This window comes from Edaphobacter lichenicola, assembly GCF_014201315.1.
Taxonomy (GTDB): Bacteria; Acidobacteriota; Terriglobia; order Terriglobales; family Acidobacteriaceae; genus Edaphobacter; species Edaphobacter lichenicola_B.
This window is the reverse complement of sequence record NZ_JACHDY010000002.1, coordinates 1020978-1039490: the sequence shown is the minus strand read 5'-3', so window position 1 is coordinate 1039490 and position 18513 is coordinate 1020978. Positions and strand designations below refer to the sequence as shown.

Annotated in this window: 15 protein-coding genes; 7 read left to right on the top strand and 8 right to left on the bottom strand. The window is 60.2% G+C overall.

Translation table 11 applies throughout. The annotated features are described in order from the left end of the window. Positions 1-91: 91 nt before the first annotated feature. The 5 genes from HDF09_RS10590 (at position 92) to HDF09_RS10570 (ending at position 5044) form a co-directional block, all read left to right on the top strand. The gene (locus HDF09_RS10590) at positions 92-1186 is read left to right on the top strand and encodes an ABC transporter permease (RefSeq protein WP_183765737.1); all 1095 of its coding nucleotides are present in this window, start codon (positions 92-94) and stop codon (positions 1184-1186) included. After that, a complete protein-coding gene (locus HDF09_RS10585) occupies positions 1179-1853 on the top strand; it encodes an ABC transporter ATP-binding protein (RefSeq protein WP_183765734.1) in 675 nt (224 codons plus the stop codon). The genes HDF09_RS10590 and HDF09_RS10585 overlap by 8 nt, the downstream gene beginning before the upstream one ends. A gap of 262 nt (positions 1854-2115) precedes the next feature. Beyond that, complete coding sequence (locus tag HDF09_RS10580) at positions 2116-2937, top strand: tetratricopeptide repeat protein (protein WP_183765731.1); 822 nt, start codon at positions 2116-2118, stop codon at positions 2935-2937. 116 nt (positions 2938-3053) lie between these two features. Continuing rightward, complete coding sequence (locus tag HDF09_RS10575; protein ID WP_183765728.1) at positions 3054-4559, top strand: acetyl-CoA carboxylase biotin carboxylase subunit; 1506 nt, start codon at positions 3054-3056, stop codon at positions 4557-4559. Then, a complete protein-coding gene (locus HDF09_RS10570; protein ID WP_183765725.1) occupies positions 4520-5044 on the top strand; it encodes an acyl-CoA carboxylase biotin carboxyl carrier protein subunit in 525 nt (174 codons plus the stop codon). Before HDF09_RS10575 ends, HDF09_RS10570 begins: the two co-directional genes overlap by 40 nt. Positions 5045-5396: 352 nt before the next feature. On the opposite strand, the gene HDF09_RS10565 is transcribed toward HDF09_RS10570, so the two are convergent. From HDF09_RS10565 to HDF09_RS20765, 3 genes are read right to left on the bottom strand one after another with little or no spacing between them, the layout of a single operon-like run. Further along, on the bottom strand, positions 5397-6110 hold the full coding sequence (locus tag HDF09_RS10565; RefSeq protein WP_183765722.1) for a hypothetical protein: 714 nt from the start codon (positions 6108-6110) through the stop codon (positions 5397-5399). Continuing rightward, positions 6091-6447 carry a PadR family transcriptional regulator gene (locus HDF09_RS10560; RefSeq protein WP_183765719.1) on the bottom strand — a complete coding sequence of 119 codons (357 nt, stop codon included), beginning with the start codon at positions 6445-6447 and terminating at the stop codon, positions 6091-6093. The genes HDF09_RS10565 and HDF09_RS10560 overlap by 20 nt, the downstream gene beginning before the upstream one ends. A 45-nt stretch (positions 6448-6492) precedes the next feature. Further along, on the bottom strand, positions 6493-6885 hold the full coding sequence (locus HDF09_RS20765; protein ID WP_260181089.1) for a hypothetical protein: 393 nt from the start codon (positions 6883-6885) through the stop codon (positions 6493-6495). 33 nt (positions 6886-6918) lie between these two features. Here HDF09_RS20765 and HDF09_RS20760 point away from each other — a divergent pair, with 33 nt between their 5' ends. Beyond that, positions 6919-7068: a hypothetical protein gene (locus HDF09_RS20760; protein ID WP_260181086.1), complete on the top strand. Its 150-nt coding sequence runs from the start codon at positions 6919-6921 to the stop codon at positions 7066-7068. Positions 7069-7450: 382 nt separating this feature from the next. Beyond that, on the top strand, positions 7451-8464 hold the full coding sequence (locus HDF09_RS10550) for an acyltransferase family protein (protein WP_183765716.1): 1014 nt from the start codon (positions 7451-7453) through the stop codon (positions 8462-8464). 83 nt (positions 8465-8547) lie between these two features. Here the strand turns inward: HDF09_RS10550 and HDF09_RS10545 are convergent, their stop codons facing one another. The 5 genes from HDF09_RS10545 to treS all read right to left on the bottom strand — a co-directional run bounded on the left by HDF09_RS10545 (position 8548) and on the right by treS (position 18509). After that, on the bottom strand, positions 8548-11505 hold the full coding sequence (locus tag HDF09_RS10545) for an FAD-binding and (Fe-S)-binding domain-containing protein (RefSeq protein ID WP_183765713.1): 2958 nt from the start codon (positions 11503-11505) through the stop codon (positions 8548-8550). Positions 11506-11713: 208 nt separating this feature from the next. Continuing rightward, positions 11714-12745 (bottom strand): DUF1338 domain-containing protein, encoded by a 1032-nt coding sequence (locus tag HDF09_RS10540; RefSeq protein WP_183765709.1) that lies wholly within the window; start codon positions 12743-12745, stop codon positions 11714-11716. A gap of 155 nt (positions 12746-12900) precedes the next feature. Beyond that, positions 12901-14202: an amidase gene (locus HDF09_RS10535; protein WP_183765706.1), complete on the bottom strand. Its 1302-nt coding sequence runs from the start codon at positions 14200-14202 to the stop codon at positions 12901-12903. A 24-nt stretch (positions 14203-14226) separates the two neighbouring features. Further along, complete coding sequence (locus HDF09_RS10530; protein WP_183765703.1) at positions 14227-15114, bottom strand: hypothetical protein; 888 nt, start codon at positions 15112-15114, stop codon at positions 14227-14229. An 80-nt stretch (positions 15115-15194) separates the two neighbouring features. Further along, positions 15195-18509: a maltose alpha-D-glucosyltransferase gene (gene treS, locus HDF09_RS10525; protein WP_183765700.1), complete on the bottom strand. Its 3315-nt coding sequence runs from the start codon at positions 18507-18509 to the stop codon at positions 15195-15197. Positions 18510-18513: the final 4 nt, after the last annotated feature.

Genomic DNA, 18513 nt, shown 5'->3' with positions numbered 1-18513 from the left:
TGTAAGTGTGTTGTTGTTGATCGAGTGTTCGCTTGCCCAAATTCGTTCAGCCTTTGACTGTAGGCGTGCCGATTTCTATTAGAATCTAGTCTTGCTCAATAAGCTGATCTTCGCGAATCTTGGCCACCGACCGGTCCGTACGCTGCTGAGCGTGCTTGCAATTGCCGTTGAGGTGACGATGATCCTGACGCTGGTCGGGGTCAGTCACGGGACGCTGGATCAGTCCGCGCAACGGGCGCGTGGTGTGGGCGCTGATATCTGGTTTCGGCCGCCCGGATCTTCAGCGATCGGGCTGAGCTCGGCTCCGATGAGCGATAAGATTCCTGCTCTGCTGATGAAGGAGCCGCATGTCACATTTGCGATGGGGACGATGGTTCAACCCCTCTCCGGCTTCGATGCGATGACGGGACTCGATCTTGACGATTTTCGGAGACTGAACGGAGGGTTTCACTATTTGAAGGGTGGGCCGCTGGTCAACGATAACGACGTTGTCGTGGATGAGTACTATGCCCAGCAAAAACAGCTCCACGTGGGCGATACCCTCAATTTGGTCAATCACGATTGGAAACTGGTCGGAATCTTCGAATCGGGTAAGCTCTCCCGCATCTGCGTAAAGCTGCAAATGTTGCAGACGCTGACGGGAAACCCTGGCCACCTCAGCCAGATCTTCCTCAAGGTCGACGACCCAAAGAATGCGCAAGCTGTGGTGGACGCTTTGCGAGTGAAGTATCACGGCTACCAGATCTACACGATGGAAGAGTTCACCTCGATGCTCTCTATCAGCAATGTCGGGATGCTGAAGAGCTTCATCGGAGTCGTGATCGGAGTTGCGGTCATTGTGGGCTTCATCGTGGTGTTTATGGCGATGTACACAGCAGTGTTGGAACGAACGCGTGAGATTGGAATTTTGAAGGCCGTAGGCGGCTCTTCCGGGTTGATTTTGAACATCCTGTTTCGCGAGACGTTGCTGCTGGCGCTGCTGGGTTCGGTGGTCGGCATTCTCCTGACCTACGGGACGCAATGGCTGATGAAACATGCCGTGCCGGCAAGCCTGGTGCAGGAGACGGTCTACAGCTGGTGGCCGATAGCAACCGGCATTGCAGTCGTGGGAGCCCTGCTGGGGGCCATCGTCCCCGGCGCCAAAGCGGTGAAGCAGGATGTTACGGAGGCTTTGTCGTATGAGTGAGCCGCCGATTATTGAGGTCCGCAGTTTAACGAAGACTTACCAGGTGGGAGAGGTCGCGGTGTATGCGCTGCGCGGTGTGGATCTCGACATCCGGAAGGGTGAGTTTGTCGCGATTATCGGCGCCTCGGGTTCGGGCAAGTCGACCCTCTTTCATATTCTGGGTGGTCTGACGCCGATGACAACGGGGACCGTGCAGCTCAATGGCCGCGATATGGCGGGCATGACCAACGCCGAGCGGACGGAGCTTCGCAAGACTACGGTGGGGTTCGTGTTTCAGAAGTACAACCTTCTGCCGACCCTGTCTGCGGAAGACAATATCCGGATTGTGCAATATATCGGCGGCCGGAATACGGTGTTCGACCAGGCATTCCAGGAGATTCTCAAGCTGCTTGGGATCACCGACAGGATGAAACACAAACCTCGTGCCCTCTCTGGCGGCCAGCAGCAACGGGTGGCGATTGCGCGCGGACTAGTGAATTCACCGGCGATTTTGCTCGCCGACGAGCCTACGGGCAATCTGGACAGTGAGAACTCGGCGGCAGTGCTGAAGTTGATCAAGGACCTGAACCGCCGCCTGGGGCAGACGATTCTAATGATCACGCATGACGCCGATGCCGCTTCCTATGCGGACAGGATCGTCAAGATGCGGGATGGGCGTATAGTGTAGGCCACTTTTGTTTGCGTTCCGGCTAGCCCTCTACCGCTGGCACGCATCGAATCTCGAAGAGCAGTTCGAACTAGGCAGAAGCTCCATAGTTGTAGTACAAAAGACCGACATTATTTCCTTTTGAAGAAGGGAAAGAAAGCTGCTCTAGTCACGTTAGGACATATACCATTACAATCAAGCGAAAGCCGAAACTTGGTTATGTAGTCTTTCCCGGTCTTTGGAATAGAAACTCGCGCCCATTTTGAAGGAGATGATTCGCCCAATGAAATTCACCGCACGGATTCCGGTTACGGCTGCTTTGCTGGCGCTGATGCTTATCACTGCAACCGGGTGTAATCGCCTGAAGGCTCGGGACCAGCTGACCAAGGGAGTGCAGGCATTTAAGAATGCACGATACGAAGAGGCTGTAAACCACTTCCAGAATTCGATCGCTCTCGATCCGAATTACGAAGACGCGAAGCTGTATCTTGCTACCGCTTACTCTTATCAGGTGGTGCCAAATCTGGACACGCCGGAGAACCTTGCGATCGCACAGAAGGCTTTGGATGGTTTCAACGCTGTTCTGGCGAAGGATCCCAACGACCTGACTGCGTTGAAACAGATTGCGTCTATCAATCGCAACATCAAGAAGTTCGATGTGGCGAAGGAGTACGAAAAGAAGGTAATTGCGATTGCGCCAAATGATCCGGAGGCCTATTACACCGTTGGCTTCGTGGATTGGACGCTGGCTTACAAGAACGCGATCACGATTCTTGCCGCGGACGGGCTGACCGACCAGGGCGATGGCAACCCCAAGAAGAGCAAGGGTGCGTGCCAGAAGTTGCAGGCTGCCAATACGGATCTGGTGAATGAGGGATTGCAATATCTGAACAAGGCTGTCGAGCTGAACCCGACCTATGATGACGCCATGCAGTACCTGCAGCTGACCTATCGCCGTAAGGCTGATCTGGAGTGCGGGGATGAGGCGGCTCGTAAGGCTGATATGGCCCAGGTTGATTCCTGGATCCAGAAGGCCATGGGCGCTCGCAAGGAAAATGAGCTGAAGAAGGAAAAGGCAACGCAGGGCGGCGTTTCGATGCAGTAGCTGTCATGGAGTGTTGTGATACCGGAGGCCTCCCCAGAACGGGAGGCCTCTTTGCGTTCAGGTCTGTATCGGTTTTGACTCGCTGTGTCGATCGTTGTCTGCGGTAGAATGGCCGCTTGCGACGCTCGATAAAAAAAGTGTTGATTGCGAACCGCGGGGAGATTGCGCTGCGGGTAATTCGTGCGTGCCGGGAGATGGGGATGGCCACGGTGGCGGTTTACTCGGATGCCGACCGGGGGGCTCTGCATGTGCTGCATGCAGATGAGGGCTACCGGCTGGGGCCGGCGCCGGCTGGGGAGAGCTATCTGCGGGGAGACCTGATCCTGGAGGTGGCGCGGCGGACGGGGGCGGATGCGGTGCACCCTGGGTACGGGTTCCTGTCGGAGAATGCGGAGTTCGCAGAGGCTTGCGCTAAGGCAGGGGTGACGTTCATTGGGCCTCCGGCGAGCGCGATGCGGATGCTGGGCTCGAAGACCAGGGCGCGGCAGGCGGCCGATGCGGCTGGGATGCCTCGTGTTCCGGGGAGCGTGACGGGGCTGGCCGATGTGGCCGAGGCGTTGCGCGTGGCCGCTGGGATTGGCTATCCGGTGATGCTGAAGGCTGCGGCTGGAGGCGGTGGGAAGGGTATGCGGGCGGTGACGCGGGCGGAGGATCTCGGGGCGGCGTTTACGGCGGCCAGCAGTGAGGCGGAGCGGAGCTTTGGGTCGGGCGAGGTGTATCTGGAGAAGCTCATCGAGCGGCCTCGGCATATCGAGATCCAGTTGATGGCGGATGAGCATGGGAGCTGCGTGTATCTGGGCGAGCGGGAGTGCTCGGTGCAGCGACGACACCAGAAGGTGATCGAAGAGGCTCCTTCCGCGGTTGTTAGCGAGGATCTTCGGCGGAGGATGGGCGAGGCTGCAGCGCGATTGGCGCTCTCGGCTGGGTATGTGAACGCGGGGACGGTGGAGTTCCTGGTGGATGACGCGGAGAACTTCTACTTCCTGGAGATGAATACGAGGCTGCAGGTGGAGCATCCTGTGACCGAGATGGTGACTGGGTTGGATCTGGTTCATCTGCAGCTTCTGGTGGCGATGGGCGAGCCTCTGCCGTTGACGCAGGAGGATGTTCGGCTGCGCGGCCACGCGATCGAGTGCAGGATCTATGCGGAGGACCCGGAGAATCATTTTTTCCCGTCGCCGGGGTTGATTACGCGGCTGATTCAGCCGAGCGGGCCGGGGATTCGGGAGGACTGTGCGGTGTATGAGGGCTGGAATGTGCCGCTGGACTACGATCCGATGCTGTCGAAGCTGGTGGCGTTTGCGCCGACGCGGGAGCAGGCCATCGACCGAATGCTGAGGGCGCTGGAGGAGTATGTGATTGGCGGGATCAAGACCAACATCGGGCTGTTTCGGCGGATTCTGATGGATGAAGATTTTCGCGCCGCCCGGATTGACACGGGGTATCTGGAGAGGCTGCTGGCTGAACCGGCGGCCCCGGTGCAGGAGAATGTTCCGGAGGACGTGGTGGCGTTGGCGGCTGCGCTGTTTGCGTCCTCTGCGCGGCGGGAGACGGTGGCGCCGGTAGTCTCAGAGGAGAGCCGGTGGGCTGTGACCGGGCGGCGGGAGGGGTTGCGACTGTGACGGTCTGGCTTGAGGTTGGGGGAGAGAAGCGGCGGGTTGAGCTTCCGGCTGAGTTCGGCGTTGGGATGGAGTGCTCGGTGGACGGGCGGCCGATTGTGGCGGATGTGAGGGTGCTGCAGGCTGGAGTGCTGTCGTTATTGATTGACGGGCGGCAGTACCGGTGTGTTTTGGATGGTGATGGGGTGGTGATTGGTGGGCGGCGGTTCGAGTTTGAGGTTGCGGATCCGCGGTCGCTGCAGGGGCGCCGGGGGGCGGGGGCTGGGACGGATGGGCCGCGTCCGGTGAAGGCTCCTATGCCGGGCCGGATGGTGCGGGTGCTGGTTGAGATGGGCGATGCGGTCGAGGAGGGCCAGGCACTGATCGTGATCGAGGCGATGAAGATGCAGAACGAGCTGAAGTCGCCCAAGGCCGGACGGGTGGCGAGGATTGCGGTTGCGGTGGGCGATGCGGTCGGCTCCGGGGATGTGCTGGTCGTGGTCGAGTAGAGCGGTGGAGTAGCGGGTTTCTCGTGACTGACAGCTTGGTCGCTCATTTGCTCTCCCGGGCGGGTACCCCCCTCCCCCCCCAAGGGGTATTTTGGGAGTAAACTACGTGGAATCATTGATTTGCTGGTGGTATGTGCCTGCAAAGTATTGATTCCATGTGACTTGCCTGCAAAATATTACAAATCAATCAGTTACGGGTTAATGGTAGAGGCCCCCGATTGCTCGGGGGCCTCATTTGCTTCTCTATTACCAGTATAGCGGTTGGAGGATAACTGATACGCCATGCGAATGTGCTGGATTGGCGCGGGTTTTCGCGGTTTTGGGGGTTGACAGGATTTTTGCCGGAAAAAAATTATGTTGATATTCGGCGGCGCTGCTGGAATCGCCAAAGGAGATAGGGCAGGACTGTTAGCAAGAAGATCAGCAGGGCTTGAGACAGGCCATCGGGAATTCCCTGGAGGAGAGGTCCAAGTGTGAAACTCATGCTGATATGTCCGACTTTGGCAGGGAGGTTTGGACGATGGGCGTGGACTTTGGCTGTGCCCCCGATCAGCGCAAGCAGAATCCAGCCGATGGTAGGCCAAACCAGATTGAGTCTTTGACGGGCGGCGATTAGCCCGATTGCCCAACCGAGGAGAGTCGGCGCGGCGACGTAGAGCGACCAGCCGATGCCGAAGTAGAGAATCGCAAGACCATCTATCCGGACAAAGGGCGTATCGATTCCCGGCAGGAAGATTCGCCAGCCAGACCACAAGATGAGACAGGCAATGAAGTAGGCCGTTGCGAGGAGCGAGAGCGGGGCGAGGCAAAAGATGGCCCACGGCGCCCTGACGCTCCAGGCTTGGAGTTGACGCTGGGCTGTCATCGCCTTGGCGAGATCGTCGGTTGCCCCGAGCCGGAGGAGCGCCGCGGACTTCGCCTCTGTTGGGCTGCGGCCTGCGCGTTCTTCTTCCGCTGTGAGGTCGGCCAGGTGATCGGCCAGTTCGCGCAGATAACGCGTCACATACCGCGGCGCTACGCCAGCCTGAAGCAGGCGTTCGCGAAGTTCATAGAATGGCGTGGCCATGGTGCCCTCCTGTCAGCATGGTTTGGATTGCGGTGGCCAGGTTGGTCCAGGTCTTCGAGAGATTGGCTAACCGATTCGTTCCGACGGGCGTTACGGAGTAATAGATACGGCTGCGGCGGTTGACGGTCTTGCGCCGGGACTTGAGCGCTCCGTCGCGTTCGAGTCCGTGGAGCACCGGGTAGACGACGCCTTCGCCGACTGCGATGACTGCGCCGGTGCGGCTGCGGATTGCCTCGACGATTTCATAGCCATACATCTCCTCGTGCTGGAGGAGTCTGAGGATGAGGAGCTCCGGAACTCCATTCATAAAGTTCGGATTGGTCGCTCGGGACGCCATGAAAGATACATTACCTTGTGGTTCGAGGTATTACAAAGGATCTGTTTAGTCGAGGTGGGCCGCGAGGAACTTTTTGTATTCGGCATCGAGGCCTTTGACGAGACTCTCGATAAGAATCAATTGGCCCTGAACGACTTCGAGGTGTTCTTTCATGGATTGAGCCTCGCTCGCGGTGGGATCTGCTTTGTCAGGCACATTCAGGATGGGACCGATGCTGGTGATTGCGTCTCGAGTTCCCTGCAGTTGTGCTTTTTCCAGTTCCTCCTGCAGCGAGTAGATACTGGCGTACTTCTCGGCCGTGTCGTAGGACATGTAGGAGAGTGCGCCGGTGGATTGCGCGGTCTTCCAGCTAACGTCGTCGAACTTATTGAAGTGGAAGGCGACGGACATGCTCTTGTGTTGATGCAACTTTGGGTCTTTGATGATGTCGTCAAGCACCTCGACATCGTTTTTTAGATTCGCCTGCTGCTTGTGAACGTCGTCGAGGATATCCTGCAGGCCACTGGCGTTGCTTTCGATCTCGGCGTGGAGGCTGGCTTCGGCCTCGTGGACGAGGTGGCGGTGATGTTGCCACTCGACGCAGCCTTCGAGGCTGAGGGCGATGAGGGAGGCCGATGGTGATGGTCAAGAGATGAAGCAGAAAGTCTCGCCAGCCATGAATGGGTTCATGGGGAGGATGTACATCGATCACGGTTGGGACCTCGTCGAGATTCATTGTGGACTAGGGTAGCAAATTGCTTTTGGAACAAGGATGGAAAGGAGATCGTTACGAGTCAAGAACAGAGAACAGTCTGACCTCGCGGGCAGCCGCAAAGAAAGACAGGCTTGAAGCCGGGGGAGTTCAATTGCGAATGCTCACCAAGCGGCACAGGCAGCTTCGGTCGGCCCCGCGCATTTGACTATGAGTCAGAAGTTCCTGTCAGAGAAATGTTGGGGAGAGCATTCCTGTAACCTCAAAGATGACATTGGTGCTCGGCCAAAAATTGGATGTTGGAAAGTGGTTATGGAAAAAAACAGGGAGCGAAGAAATCACACGCTCGATTTACTTCGCCTTGCCTTTGCAGTTCTGGTGTTGCTCTCGCACGCCGCTGAGATTACTGACGGGAACTACTCTCGCGAGATAGGGGCGAGGCTGACCCACATGACCTTCGGATCGATAGGGGTCGACGGATTCTTTCTCCTGAGCGGCTTCCTGATTGTGAAGAGCTGGGAGAAAAACCCGAAGCCGATCGACTATCTTACGAAGCGCGTACTGAGGATTGTTCCTGGCTATCTGGTGGCGGTCTTGCTGAGTACCCTTGTGGTCGGCTTACTTGCGCCGGGGGTCGAGGGATTCTTTCGGAAACTTGGATCTCGATACGCCGTGAGTGTCCTGCTGCTCGGGGCACCGGTGACGCCGATCGTATTCCCTGGGTGTCCTTTGAATACGGTGAACGGCTCGCTGTGGACGATCACCTACGAGTTTGGGTGTTATCTGTTAGTTCTGCTCTTCGGGTGGCTCGGCCTGTTTCGTGTGCGCCCGCTGTGCCTGGCGGTGAGCCTCGCCTTGGTTGGCGACCTCTTTCATCCTTACTTCCATCATCACAATGACCTGATCTCGGCGGTACGGCTCACGGCGGTATTTTCTGTTGGGGCGTGCTTTTACCTGTTCCGCGATCGCATTGTGTTCCGACCCCTCTTCGCGGCCATCGCGGCGGTTGCCGGTCCAGTCCTCATCATGCTTTTTCCGCACGATACGGAAGGGGCCATCGTCGTATTCGGCGGATATCTGATGTTTTATCTGGTGCAGCTTCCGCTGCGGGTACCGACCTTCCCGGATATATCGTATGGGGTCTATCTCTATGGCTACCCGATCGAAGCTCTCTGGATCTGGTATCACCGCGGATCTCCGTGGGTGACCTTTCTGGCTGCCACTCTGATCTCGATTGGCCTGGGATGGCTGAGCTGGGAGTTTATCGAGCATCCGATGCTTCTGCTGAAGCGAAAGAATCTCTCTCCCGCTCGGACAGCGATCTAACTACTTGCGGATGCAACTCGTGCTGCTGCGCACGGCGGCCCCGGCGACCAGCCGAGGCGTGAACCGCTTCTGTCTACTTCTGTCTATGAAAGAGGATCGGTACTCTGGCGCAGGGCGAGGACTTCGGCGAGGTGCATGGGTTTGGCTTTGGTGTTCTGAGTGATCTGTTCGGCGCAGCTGAAGCCGTCGGTCACGAGGATGGTGCTGGCGGCTTTGTTGCGGACTGCTGGGAGGAGGACTCGGTTGGCGAGGGTCTGCGAGACCGTGTACTTGTCTTTTTCGAAGCCGAAGGGACCGGCCATGCCGCAGCAGCCGGAGTCGAGGAGCTCGACGTCGGCACCGGTTAGGCGGAGGAGGGCGAGCTCGTCGTGCATGCCCATGGTGGCGCGGTGGTGGCAGTGGCCGTGGACGAGGATCTTCTCGTCAAGTTGCGGCGGGCGGTAGTTGGGCGCGTGTTTGACGAGGAACTCGCTGAGGAGGAAGGTCTGGTCGTGGAGTTTTTGCGCGCGGGGATCGTAGGGCAGGAGGTTGGTGAGCTCGTCGCGGAAGACGGAGGCGCAGGAGGGTTCGAGCACGACGATAGGGGTGCCGGCCAGCAGTTGCGGGGTGAGGGCGTTGAGGGTTTTGAGGAGATAATCTTTGGCGGTAGAGAGCATGCCGAAATCGTAGAGGGGGCGGCCGCAGCAGAGGTGTTGCGTTGGTAGTGTGACGCGGAAGCCGGCGGTGGTGAGGACCTGGTGGGCGGCGCGCATGGCGGCGGGGTGGAAGTAGTTGTTGAAGGTGTCGGCCCAGAGGAAGACTTCGGGAGCGTCGGCGGGCAGCGGGATGCGGCGGTCGCGGCGACGTTGAGGGTCGCGGGCGAGACGGCGGTCGGGGGTAAAGGGTTTGGAGAAGCGGGGGAAGGTGCGCTGCGGGTGGATGTGGAGGAGCTTCTTCATGATGGAGCTGATGAGGGGCGTGTGGTTGATGGCGTTGACGAGGTGCGGCGCGTAGGAGGCGAGGCGGGCGAAGACGTCGATGCGGCCGAACGCGTAGTGCGAGAGCGGGCGGGACTCTCCTTCGTAGTGGTGGGCGAGGAACTCGGACTTGTAGGTGGCCATGTCGACCGAGACGGGACACTCGGACTTACAGGCTTTGCAGGCGAGGCAGAGGTCGAGGGACTCTTTGACTTGTTTATTGCGCCACTGGTCGGGGAGGACTTCGCCCTGCATCAGCTCCCAGAGCAGATGGGCGCGGCCGCGGGTGGAGTGAAGCTCTTCGCCGGTGGCCATGAAGCTGGGACACATGGTGCCGGCGTCGGTCTTGCGGCAGGCTCCTACGCCAACGCAGCGGAGGTTGGCGTCGGCGAAGCTGCCGTTGTTTTCGGCGTAGGCGAAGTGAGTCTTGGGGTGCCAGGGGTTGTAGTCGGCGCCGAGGCGGAGGTCTTCATGCGGCTCGTGGGCGTCAATGAGCTTGTTGGGGTTCATGCGGTTGGTGGGATCGAAGAGGCGCTTGAAGGTGCGGAAGGCGTGCATCAACTCTTCGCCGAACATCTTGGGGAGGAGCGCGCCGCGGGCCTGACCGTCGCCGTGTTCGCCGGAGAGAGAGCCGCCGTGGGCGAGGGCGATGTCGGTGGCGCGATCCATGAACTGGCGGAATTTGAGGATGCCTGCTTCGCTTTGGAGGTCGAAGTTGTGGCGCATGTGGACGCAACCCTGGCCGAAGTGGCCGTACATGGGGCTGCGGTAGCCGTACTCGTTCATGAGGGCGAAGATGGCGCGGAGATAGCTGCCGAGCTGGGTGGGGTCGACGGCGGCGTCCTCCCATCCCTCCCAGCCGGTGCCGACGCCGGGGATGAAAGCGGTGGCGCCGAGGGCGGACTCGCGGATGCGCCAGACGCTTTTGGCCTCGGCGGAGGTGTAGATGCGGGTGGTTGGTTCGGCGGGTAGGGTTTTGAGGTAGGCGGCTAGGGCGCGGGCTTTGGCGTTGGCCTCGGGTTGGGTGTCTGCGCCGAATTCGATGATGAGGAAGCCGTTGCCATCGGGGAGGAGCGTGAGCTCTTCGGCGAACTTCTGCTTGCGGCGCATGGCGTCGAGGAGGAGACCGTCCATGCCTTCGAAGCCGATGGGTTTGTGCTCGAGGATCTGGGGGACGTGGTCGGCGGCGAGGAAGATGTCGGGGAAGCCGACGCCGACGAGAGTGCGGCAGGGTGGGGACTGGACGAGCTGGAGTGTGGCTCCGAGGATGATGGCGCAGGTGCCTTCGCTGCCGACCAGGGCTCGGGCTACGTTGAAGGAGTTTTCGGGGAGAAGCTCGTCGAGGTTGAAGCCGGAGACTCGGCGGGGGATGTTGGGGAATCTTTCACGGACCTGCGCGGAGTAGGTGTCGCGAAGGGATTTCAGGGTCGCGTAGATCTCGCCGGTGCGGCCTCCGGCTGCGATGTTGGCGGTAAGTTCGGATTCGGTGGTGGGGCCTACGGTGAGGCGGGTGCCGTCGTAGAGGAGGAGGTCGAGGGTGGCGATGTTGTCGACGGTCTTGCCGCCCATGAGGCCGTGGACGCCGCAGGAGTTGTTGCCGATCATGCCGCCGATGGTGCAGCGGCTGTGGGTCGCGGGGTCGGGGGCGAAGGTGAGGTGAAGTTTTTCGGCGGCGTCGCGGACGCGATCGAGGACGATGCCGGGCTGGACTTTGACTGTGCGATTTTGCACGTCGATCTCGCCCATGCCGTTCATGTATTTCGAGAAGTCGAGGATGACGGCAGCGTTGCAGCCCTGGCCTGCGAGTGAGGTGCCACCTCCACGGGTGAGGATGGGCGCGTTGAAGCGGCGACAGAGTGTGACGGTGGCGATGACGTCGGCTTCGTCGCGGGGAATGACGACGCCGATAGGGATATGGCGGTAGTTGGAGGCGTCGGTGGAGTAGAGGGCTTTGGAGGCGGGGTCGAAGCGGACTTCGCCGCGAATTTGTTCCTGGAGGAGCTGGGCTAGTTCGACGGCGTCGGGGAAGGTGTCGTGTGCGCGGGCGTGAGAGCTTGGCAGAACGACGAAGGGGGAGGTGGACATAGGGTTTAACTATACGAGGATCGTGTCCTGCCGGACGGGCCTCCTGCGCGGAGGGCGGTCACTTCGTGACTTGTATACCGGTCTTGGCGGAAAGAGCGGCAAAGGTCCTCCCGTTGGTCGGAACGATCATCTCTCTCCCGACCAACGGGAGGGCCCACCGAAGGGGTATACACGTCACGAAGTGACCGCCCCACGCGCAGTGGGTACTTCAGGCCTTGCCGGTAGCGGTCATCTTGAAGATGGCCTGGGCGTTGGAGCTGTCGAAGCCGAGGTCGAGTTTTTGTTTGCCGTCTTCTTCCGGGAGTGGAAGCCGCGTGATGAACTCGTAGAAGGAGCCGTTGACCTCTTTTGGGACAAGTGCGCCTCTGGCGCTGCGGAAGTTGCGCTGAACTTTGGCGGCGAGAAAAGCAGTCTGGCGGACGCGGCCCGATTGTGAGGTTTCGACGGCGGCCTTCATGGGTTGACCGAGAGCCTTTTGTTCCTCGGCGAGTTGGTCGACGTCGGGAACGCGGTCGGTGGCGTGGTTGAAGGCGTTGCCTTCGGTTGAGATCCAGGCCATCTCGGGAGATTCGGCGAGGAGGATCTCGTAGTCGGCGAGTGTGGGTTCGGTGTGCTGGCGCTCGAAGACGGAGGCCAGGATGGGGAGCAGAGTTACGGACTCGTCGACGCTGAGGGAGCCGGTGGATTCGAGTTTGTCAAGCAGGGACTTCGCCTGTGGGGTGACGGGGTCCTTTGAAGTTGCGGTGACGCGCTGGACGGCGGCCTGGAACTCGGGCGAGAAGCGCTCGGGATGAAGCTCGCTGAGGAAGAACTGGGCGATCTCTTCGGGGTAGTCGGCCTGGGCGTGGGAGCGGCCGGTCATCTTGAGGCGTTCGAGCGGGTAGACGCCGTTGAGCGCGTAGCCGAGCGGACGGAGGATGCGGGTGATGGCCTCCTGCCCGGCGGGGAGACCGCCCATACCCTCGAGCGCAACGGTGCGGACGGCGCCGTGGTCGTGGAGGATCTGCCGGCCTTTGCCGAGGGTGTAGTCAGCGTAGGTTTTGGCGGTGGGTACGCGGCGCAGAAGGTCTTCAAAGAGGAGCATGTTGAGTGCCTGCGCGAGGACGGCGCGGGAGACCTGCGGGCCGGTGTCGGCGGCGATCTCGGGATGGATGACCAACAGCTTGAAGAGGTGTTCGGTGCGATCGGTACCGATGATCTTGTCGAGTGTTTTGCGTAGGACGCCGTTGCTTGTGCTCATTGTTGGTTCCCCATGACTGCCGAGCGTGAACGCCCGGCCCTAACATCATCCTCAATGAGAGTGCGTCTGTAAAGCTGGTGCCTCCCCGGCCAGAAAACAGATTGGGCGATCTCTTGATGCATGTCGGATGTATCTGTGAATCCGTTGGATTGGGGCTATCCAGTCAGAGAGGCGGCGAAGGTCAGCAGAGCTGCATCCTGCATGGGGGCGGCGACTAACTGCATGCCGGTGCCGAAGGGTGCGCCGATAGCTTCGCCTGCGAGTGTGACAGCCGGAAGACCTGCGAGGCTGGCTGGTGTGGTGTAGCGCAGGATCGCTTTTCGGATGGGCGACTGGTCGTTGCCTGCGAGGAGTCTGCTGACGGGAGCGCAGGGGATGAGGAGGAGATCGACCTGTTGGAAGAGCGAGGACATTTGTGAGCGGAAGACTTCGAGGCGGTGGCGAAGAGCCTGAAGTTGGTCGTTGGTGATGGATGCTCCCCAGATGAGGCGCTCCGCGATGGCGGGCTCGAAGTGTTGATAGTGGCCGCGATGGAGCTGGGCTGCTTCGCTGGCCTGGATGGCGGTGAAGATCTCTGAGCTGTCGGTCCAGAAGGTGGTGTCGATTGGTGTGAGGGTTGCGCCGTGTTGCAGGAGGTGTTGCTTCCAGGCAGTGAATGCGGCGAGAGGCTCGGGTTCGCAGTCGTAGGTGAACTCGTCTCCAACATAGCCGATGCGGAGTTGAGTTGGTGCAGCGATGGAGGGAATGTCGTAGATGGCGCTGGCGAGCGCGGGGCCGTCGCGGAGATCGCGGAAGAGCAGGCCGAGGGTATCGAAGGATGGTGCGAGATGGGCTGCGCCGGACCAGCGTTCTTCGCCGCGACTGACGGCGTGGGAGGCGCGGTAGCCGGCGAGTCCGCAGAGTGCAGCGGGGACGCGGACGGAGCCGCCGGTGTCGGTGCCGATGGCTGCGAGGGCAGACCCTTCCTGCACGCTCGCCGCTGCGCCGCTGGAGGAGCCGCCGGTGAGCAGAGTTGCATCGCGCGGCTGGACGCAGTCGTCATAGTCGGCGTTTTCGCCCGTAATGCCGTAGGCGAGTTGATGGAGGTGAGTTTTTCCGGGGATGATTGCGCCCGCATCGAGCAGGCGTTGCGCGACCCATGAGTTTTTTGCGGCGACGGGATGGAGTTGCAGGTAGTAGCGGGAGCCACAGCTTGTCGCGGTTCCTGCCAGGTCGAAGCAATCTTTGAGCGAGATTGGAATGCCGTACAGAGGCGGACGACTTTGAGCTTCAGCAAAGAGGTTCGGGAGTTGTTCGGCTCGACGGAGCGATTCGATTGTGATGAGAGTGAGGTAGGTGTTGTGCGAGGCGTTGCTGTTCGCTTTGCCGGCGGCGGTGCTTGCGATCGTGTGGGGTTCGGTTTCAGACGACGCGATTGCGTGGCGGAGAGATGAAAGTGGAGAGTGCGTGGTTGTCATGGTCTGGACCGCCAGGAGAGATGGTCAGTGAGGTGTCGTCGTCGTTGTGGCAAAGGTTTGGAAGTAGGTTTGGATGGCTTTCGCCGTAGGCTCATCGATCTGGGGATTGGGTGGCATGGCCGACTTCGGGTCGATGGATTTTGGGTTGCGAAGGTAGCGCTCGAAGGTCGAAGGCGATGAGGCCGCGAAGGTGCCTAGTGTCTGCCACGACCTTCCTGCCTTGGTGCCGCCGTAGCTGCCCATGTTGTGACAGCGGTAACAGTGTTGCTGCGCGATGCGAAAACCATCGATGACCTGCGGGTTGGTCGCGTCTCTCGGGTGCGGTGCGATTGCGCCGTAGACCTGCTGGGCCGTGGCGAACTCCAGCCGCGTGACCTTTGCCGGTATCTTGGGGATCTCCTGAAAGGAGAGGACGCTGAAGGATGGTGTGAAGTCTTGATGGGTGATGAAGTAGGTGCCGGGGTCGTCGTTGTGCGTCTCGGCTACCCAGGTCTCGACGGGCAGGCCGTCAATCTTCAACGCAAGGATGGGACGGTGGGTCTTCACGTACTCGCGAGGGTAAGTTGCACGATAGCCATCGGAGCAGAGGGCGATCAGTAGATTCGCGTCGGGGAGAGCGCCGAGGGAGGTTTGCAGCACGTCGAGATAGACGCCGGTCACGGTGAGTTTTTGAGGGAGTTCGCGGAAGTTGTCGTCTCCGGTGACCGTGACTGTCGTCTGGGGAAGCGTCAGGAGTCGTTCGTAGGAGATGTAGCGGACTGTCCCGGGCGCGACCGCTGCGGCCATGCCGGCGATCTCGAGGTCTGAAGAAGAGCCGCGTTCCGTCAACAGAAAATGTCCGGCTGAGGGGGAGTCGGCCGCTAGTAACGCAAGGCATGCAGCAAAGACAGCGATCAGCTTCACTGGAGGCATGATTCAGACTATCGTGGAATTTCTTTTCGACCGAGCAAAAAATGGATTTTCGCGGGTCGGTAATCCAAGGCGGCGAATGGTTAGAGCTGTAGTGACAGAATGCCTGCGAGGGGGATTCTGACCCATGCGGGGCGATTGTTGAGCTCATAGAGGAGTTCGTAGAGGGATTTCTCGAGCAGGTAGGCGCTAAGCAGAAGCTGTGCCTGCTTGGCTTTGGGAATGAGCTCAGGATCTTTGGCCATGACGGTTGCGTGGTAGGCGCGTAGAAACTCCGTGGAGACGGAGTTCTGCCAGAGGGTGGACCAGGGCTCGAGATACTTTGCGTCGTCGGGACGGCGCTGTGCGAAGGCGTTGTGCGCGGCGTGCGCGGCGTAGCTGAAGGAACGCAGCATCCCGGCTACGTCGCGCAGAGGGGATTGCTTGGCGCGGCGTTCGGTGAGGCTGCGTGCGGGTTCGCCTTCGAAGTCGAGGATGACGTAGTCGCTGCGGGAACGAAGGACCTGGCCGAGATGGTAGTCGCCGTGGATGCGGATGCGCTGGCCGGCCTGGGTGGGTGTTGCGGAGGCGATGGCGCGGGCGCGGGCGAAGAGCCCGATGCGACGGCTGAGAACGAGAGCCGCGTTATCGGCAGTGATCTCGGTGAGGTGCGACATGCCGCGCTTGAGGGCGTCGAGTGTGAGAGACAGCTGCGCGTCGATGCGGTCGGCATCGGCGACGAGATCGGCAGTGGTGAAGTCTTCGGCCATGAAGGCAGGGTCGTGAGTGGGTGTGGCGAGTGCCAAATGCATCTCGGCGGTGCGGCGGCCGAGCAGCGCGGCGGCGTCGAGATAGAGGCCTGCATGCTCGCGGGCCAGGGCGGGTATTTCGTTGTTGGAGAGGAAGGAAGGTGGAGTGCCGAGGTCGTGAAGAGCGGGCAGGATGGCAACGCTGTCGTAGTAGTGCGAGAGTTCGTCGAGGGTCCACTGCCAACCGTCGCTTTCGTTTTCGACCAGGCCCTGGAGCATCGCGGTGGTAGTGGGTTCGCCGGTTTTGGAGTGGAGCGTGATGTCGCCTAGAAAGGGAGCGATGCGGGGAAAGCGTGCCGTCTCGGTGAGAAAGCGGCCGATCTCGGTGTCGGGATTTTCACCGGGCTGGAGCCTGCGGAAGAGCTTCAGGATGAGCTTCGCGTCGTAGAGTATGGAGGTGTTGGATTGTTCGGCGGAACCCGTGCGAGCTGGGAGTGGATCGGTTCCGCGAGCCTCGGCGAATGCGCTGCTGCTGCGCCCTTGAAGGCTGCCGTTTCGAGTGGAGAGTTCGCCGTTCGTCTCGATGAGGCGAAGGATCGCCTGGCGAACATCTTCGCGCGCGAGTGCATCATGGAGGACTGCGGGGCCGTCAGAGGTTGTAACGGTTGCGACGATGCTCGCCGGATCGGCAGCGCGGATCATCTCGGCGGCCTCGCCAGTGCTGGTGGTAAGGGCGAGTTGATAGACATCGGTGCTGTTGTCTTCGTAGGTGAGATGGAGGAGGAGAAGCACTGCGTTGAGAGTGGAGAGCATCACGGAGTCGAGAACGTCGATCGCTTTGATGGTCCGTGATTTGGCCCCAAACCAGCGTTGATGCGGAAGGTAAGTGGTGAGCAGCCGTTCGAGGAGAGCTAATCCGTCTCCGGTTAGAACGCCTTCGACGCCGCGGCTGAGCAGGTTGACGATGGGCTCGTCGACGGGCACCTCTACGGGTTCAGGCGCTGCGGGCGCGGCTTGGAGTTCAAGCCAGAGAAAGGAGTATGGCGAAAGCGTGAGCGGGTAGGGCTGTGCGGTGATGGTCGGGAAGTTGACGTATCCCAGCATCTCGACGGGGATCATGCCGGAGAACTTCGAAAGGTCGAGCGAGACGGGTTGCGAGAAGCGTGAGAGGTTGGCCACGCAAAGAACGGTTTCGTTGTTGCCGTTCTCTTCGTATTGGCGAATGTAGGCGAGGATCTTTCGGTTCTCCGGATTGAGAAACTCCTGCGTGCCGCGCCCGAAGACGTGGAAGAGTTTGCGCAGGGCGATCATGTTGCGCGTCCAATGCAGAAGAGAGGACTGATCCGACTGCTGCGCCTCGACGTTGATGGATTGATAGCCCCAGATTGGGTCGGTGATGACGGGAAAATAAAGTCGTGCGGGAATCGACGTGGAGAAGCCTGCGTTGCGGTCGGAGTTCCACTGCATCGGCGTGCGGACACCGTTGCGATCGCCCAGATAGATGTTGTCGCCCATGCCGATCTCGTCGCCGTAGTAGAGGATGGGGGTGCCGGGGAAGCTGAGGAGAAGCGAGTTGAGCAGCTCGATGCGGCGGCGATTGTTGTCGACCAGAGGCGCGAGGCGTCGGCGGATGCCTACGTTGATGCGCATGCGCGGGTCGGCCGAGTACGCGAAGTACATGTAGTCGCGCTCGTCGTCGGTGACCATCTCGAGGGTGAGCTCGTCGTGGTTGCGAAGGAAGAGTCCCCACTGGCAGTTGTCGGGGATGGCGGGGGTCTGCGCCATGATGTCCGTGATGGGCAGGCGGTCTTCCTGGCGCAGGGCCATGTAGATGCGCGGCATCAGCGGGAAGTGAAAGGCCATGTTGCACTCGTCGCCGTCGCCGAAGTAGGGACGGACGTCTGCAGGCCACATGTTGGCTTCGGCGAGCACCAGGCGATTTTCATACTCGGCGTCGATTACGGCGCGAATCTGTTTGATCTTGACGTGCGTCTCCGGCACGTTCTCGCAGCTTGTGCCGTCGCGCTCGATCAGATAAGGAATCGCATCCAGGCGCAGGCCGTCCACACCCATATCCAGCCAGAACCGCATCGCTGTGAGAACCTCCTCCATCACGCGGGGGTTGTCGAAGTTCAAGTCGGGCTGATGAGAGAAGAAGCGGTGCCAGTAGTACTGCTGCGCCACGTCGTCCCAGGTCCAGTTGGATTTCTCTGTGTCGGTGAAGATGATGCGGACGCCCTCGAAGAGCTTGTCGGTATCGCTCCAGACGTACATCTCGCGCTCGGGCGAGCCTTTGGGTGCCAGGCGTGCAGCTTTGAACCAGGGATGCTGATCGCTGGTGTGGTTAATTACCAGCTCGATCATCACCTGCATGTTGCGCAGATGAGCGGCGTCGAGAAACTGCTTGAAGTCGTTGAGCGTGCCGTAGCTGGGGTTTACGTCGACGTAGTTTGCGATGTCGTATCCGTCGTCGCGCAGGGGAGAGGGGAAGAACGGAAGCAGCCACAGACAGGTGACGCCCAGATCCTGAAGGTAGTCGAGCTTCGACATCAGACCGGGGAAGTCGCCGATGCCGTCCGCATTCGAGTCCATGAAGGCTCGGACGTGAATCTCGTAGATGATCGCGTCCTTATACCAAAGCGGATCCGTAGTGCTGGAGATCTTTTTCACTCTT

Excerpts from the sequence above, each read along its gene's own strand:
- HDF09_RS10585 (WP_183765734.1), top strand. The coding sequence starts at position 1,179 with ATGAGTGAGCCGCCGATTATTGAGGTCCGCAGTTTAACGAAGACTTAC.
- HDF09_RS10580 (WP_183765731.1), top strand. The coding sequence starts at position 2,116 with ATGAAATTCACCGCACGGATTCCGGTTACGGCTGCTTTGCTGGCGCTG.
- HDF09_RS10565 (WP_183765722.1), bottom strand. The coding sequence starts at position 6,110 with ATGGCCACGCCATTCTATGAACTTCGCGAACGCCTGCTTCAGGCTGGC.
- HDF09_RS10560 (WP_183765719.1), bottom strand. The coding sequence starts at position 6,447 with ATGGCGTCCCGAGCGACCAATCCGAACTTTATGAATGGAGTTCCGGAG.
- HDF09_RS10550 (WP_183765716.1), top strand. The coding sequence starts at position 7,451 with ATGGAAAAAAACAGGGAGCGAAGAAATCACACGCTCGATTTACTTCGC.
- HDF09_RS10545 (WP_183765713.1), bottom strand. The coding sequence starts at position 11,505 with ATGTCCACCTCCCCCTTCGTCGTTCTGCCAAGCTCTCACGCCCGCGCA.
- HDF09_RS10540 (WP_183765709.1), bottom strand. The coding sequence starts at position 12,745 with ATGAGCACAAGCAACGGCGTCCTACGCAAAACACTCGACAAGATCATC.
- HDF09_RS10535 (WP_183765706.1), bottom strand. The coding sequence starts at position 14,202 with ATGACAACCACGCACTCTCCACTTTCATCTCTCCGCCACGCAATCGCG.
- HDF09_RS10530 (WP_183765703.1), bottom strand. The coding sequence starts at position 15,114 with ATGCCTCCAGTGAAGCTGATCGCTGTCTTTGCTGCATGCCTTGCGTTA.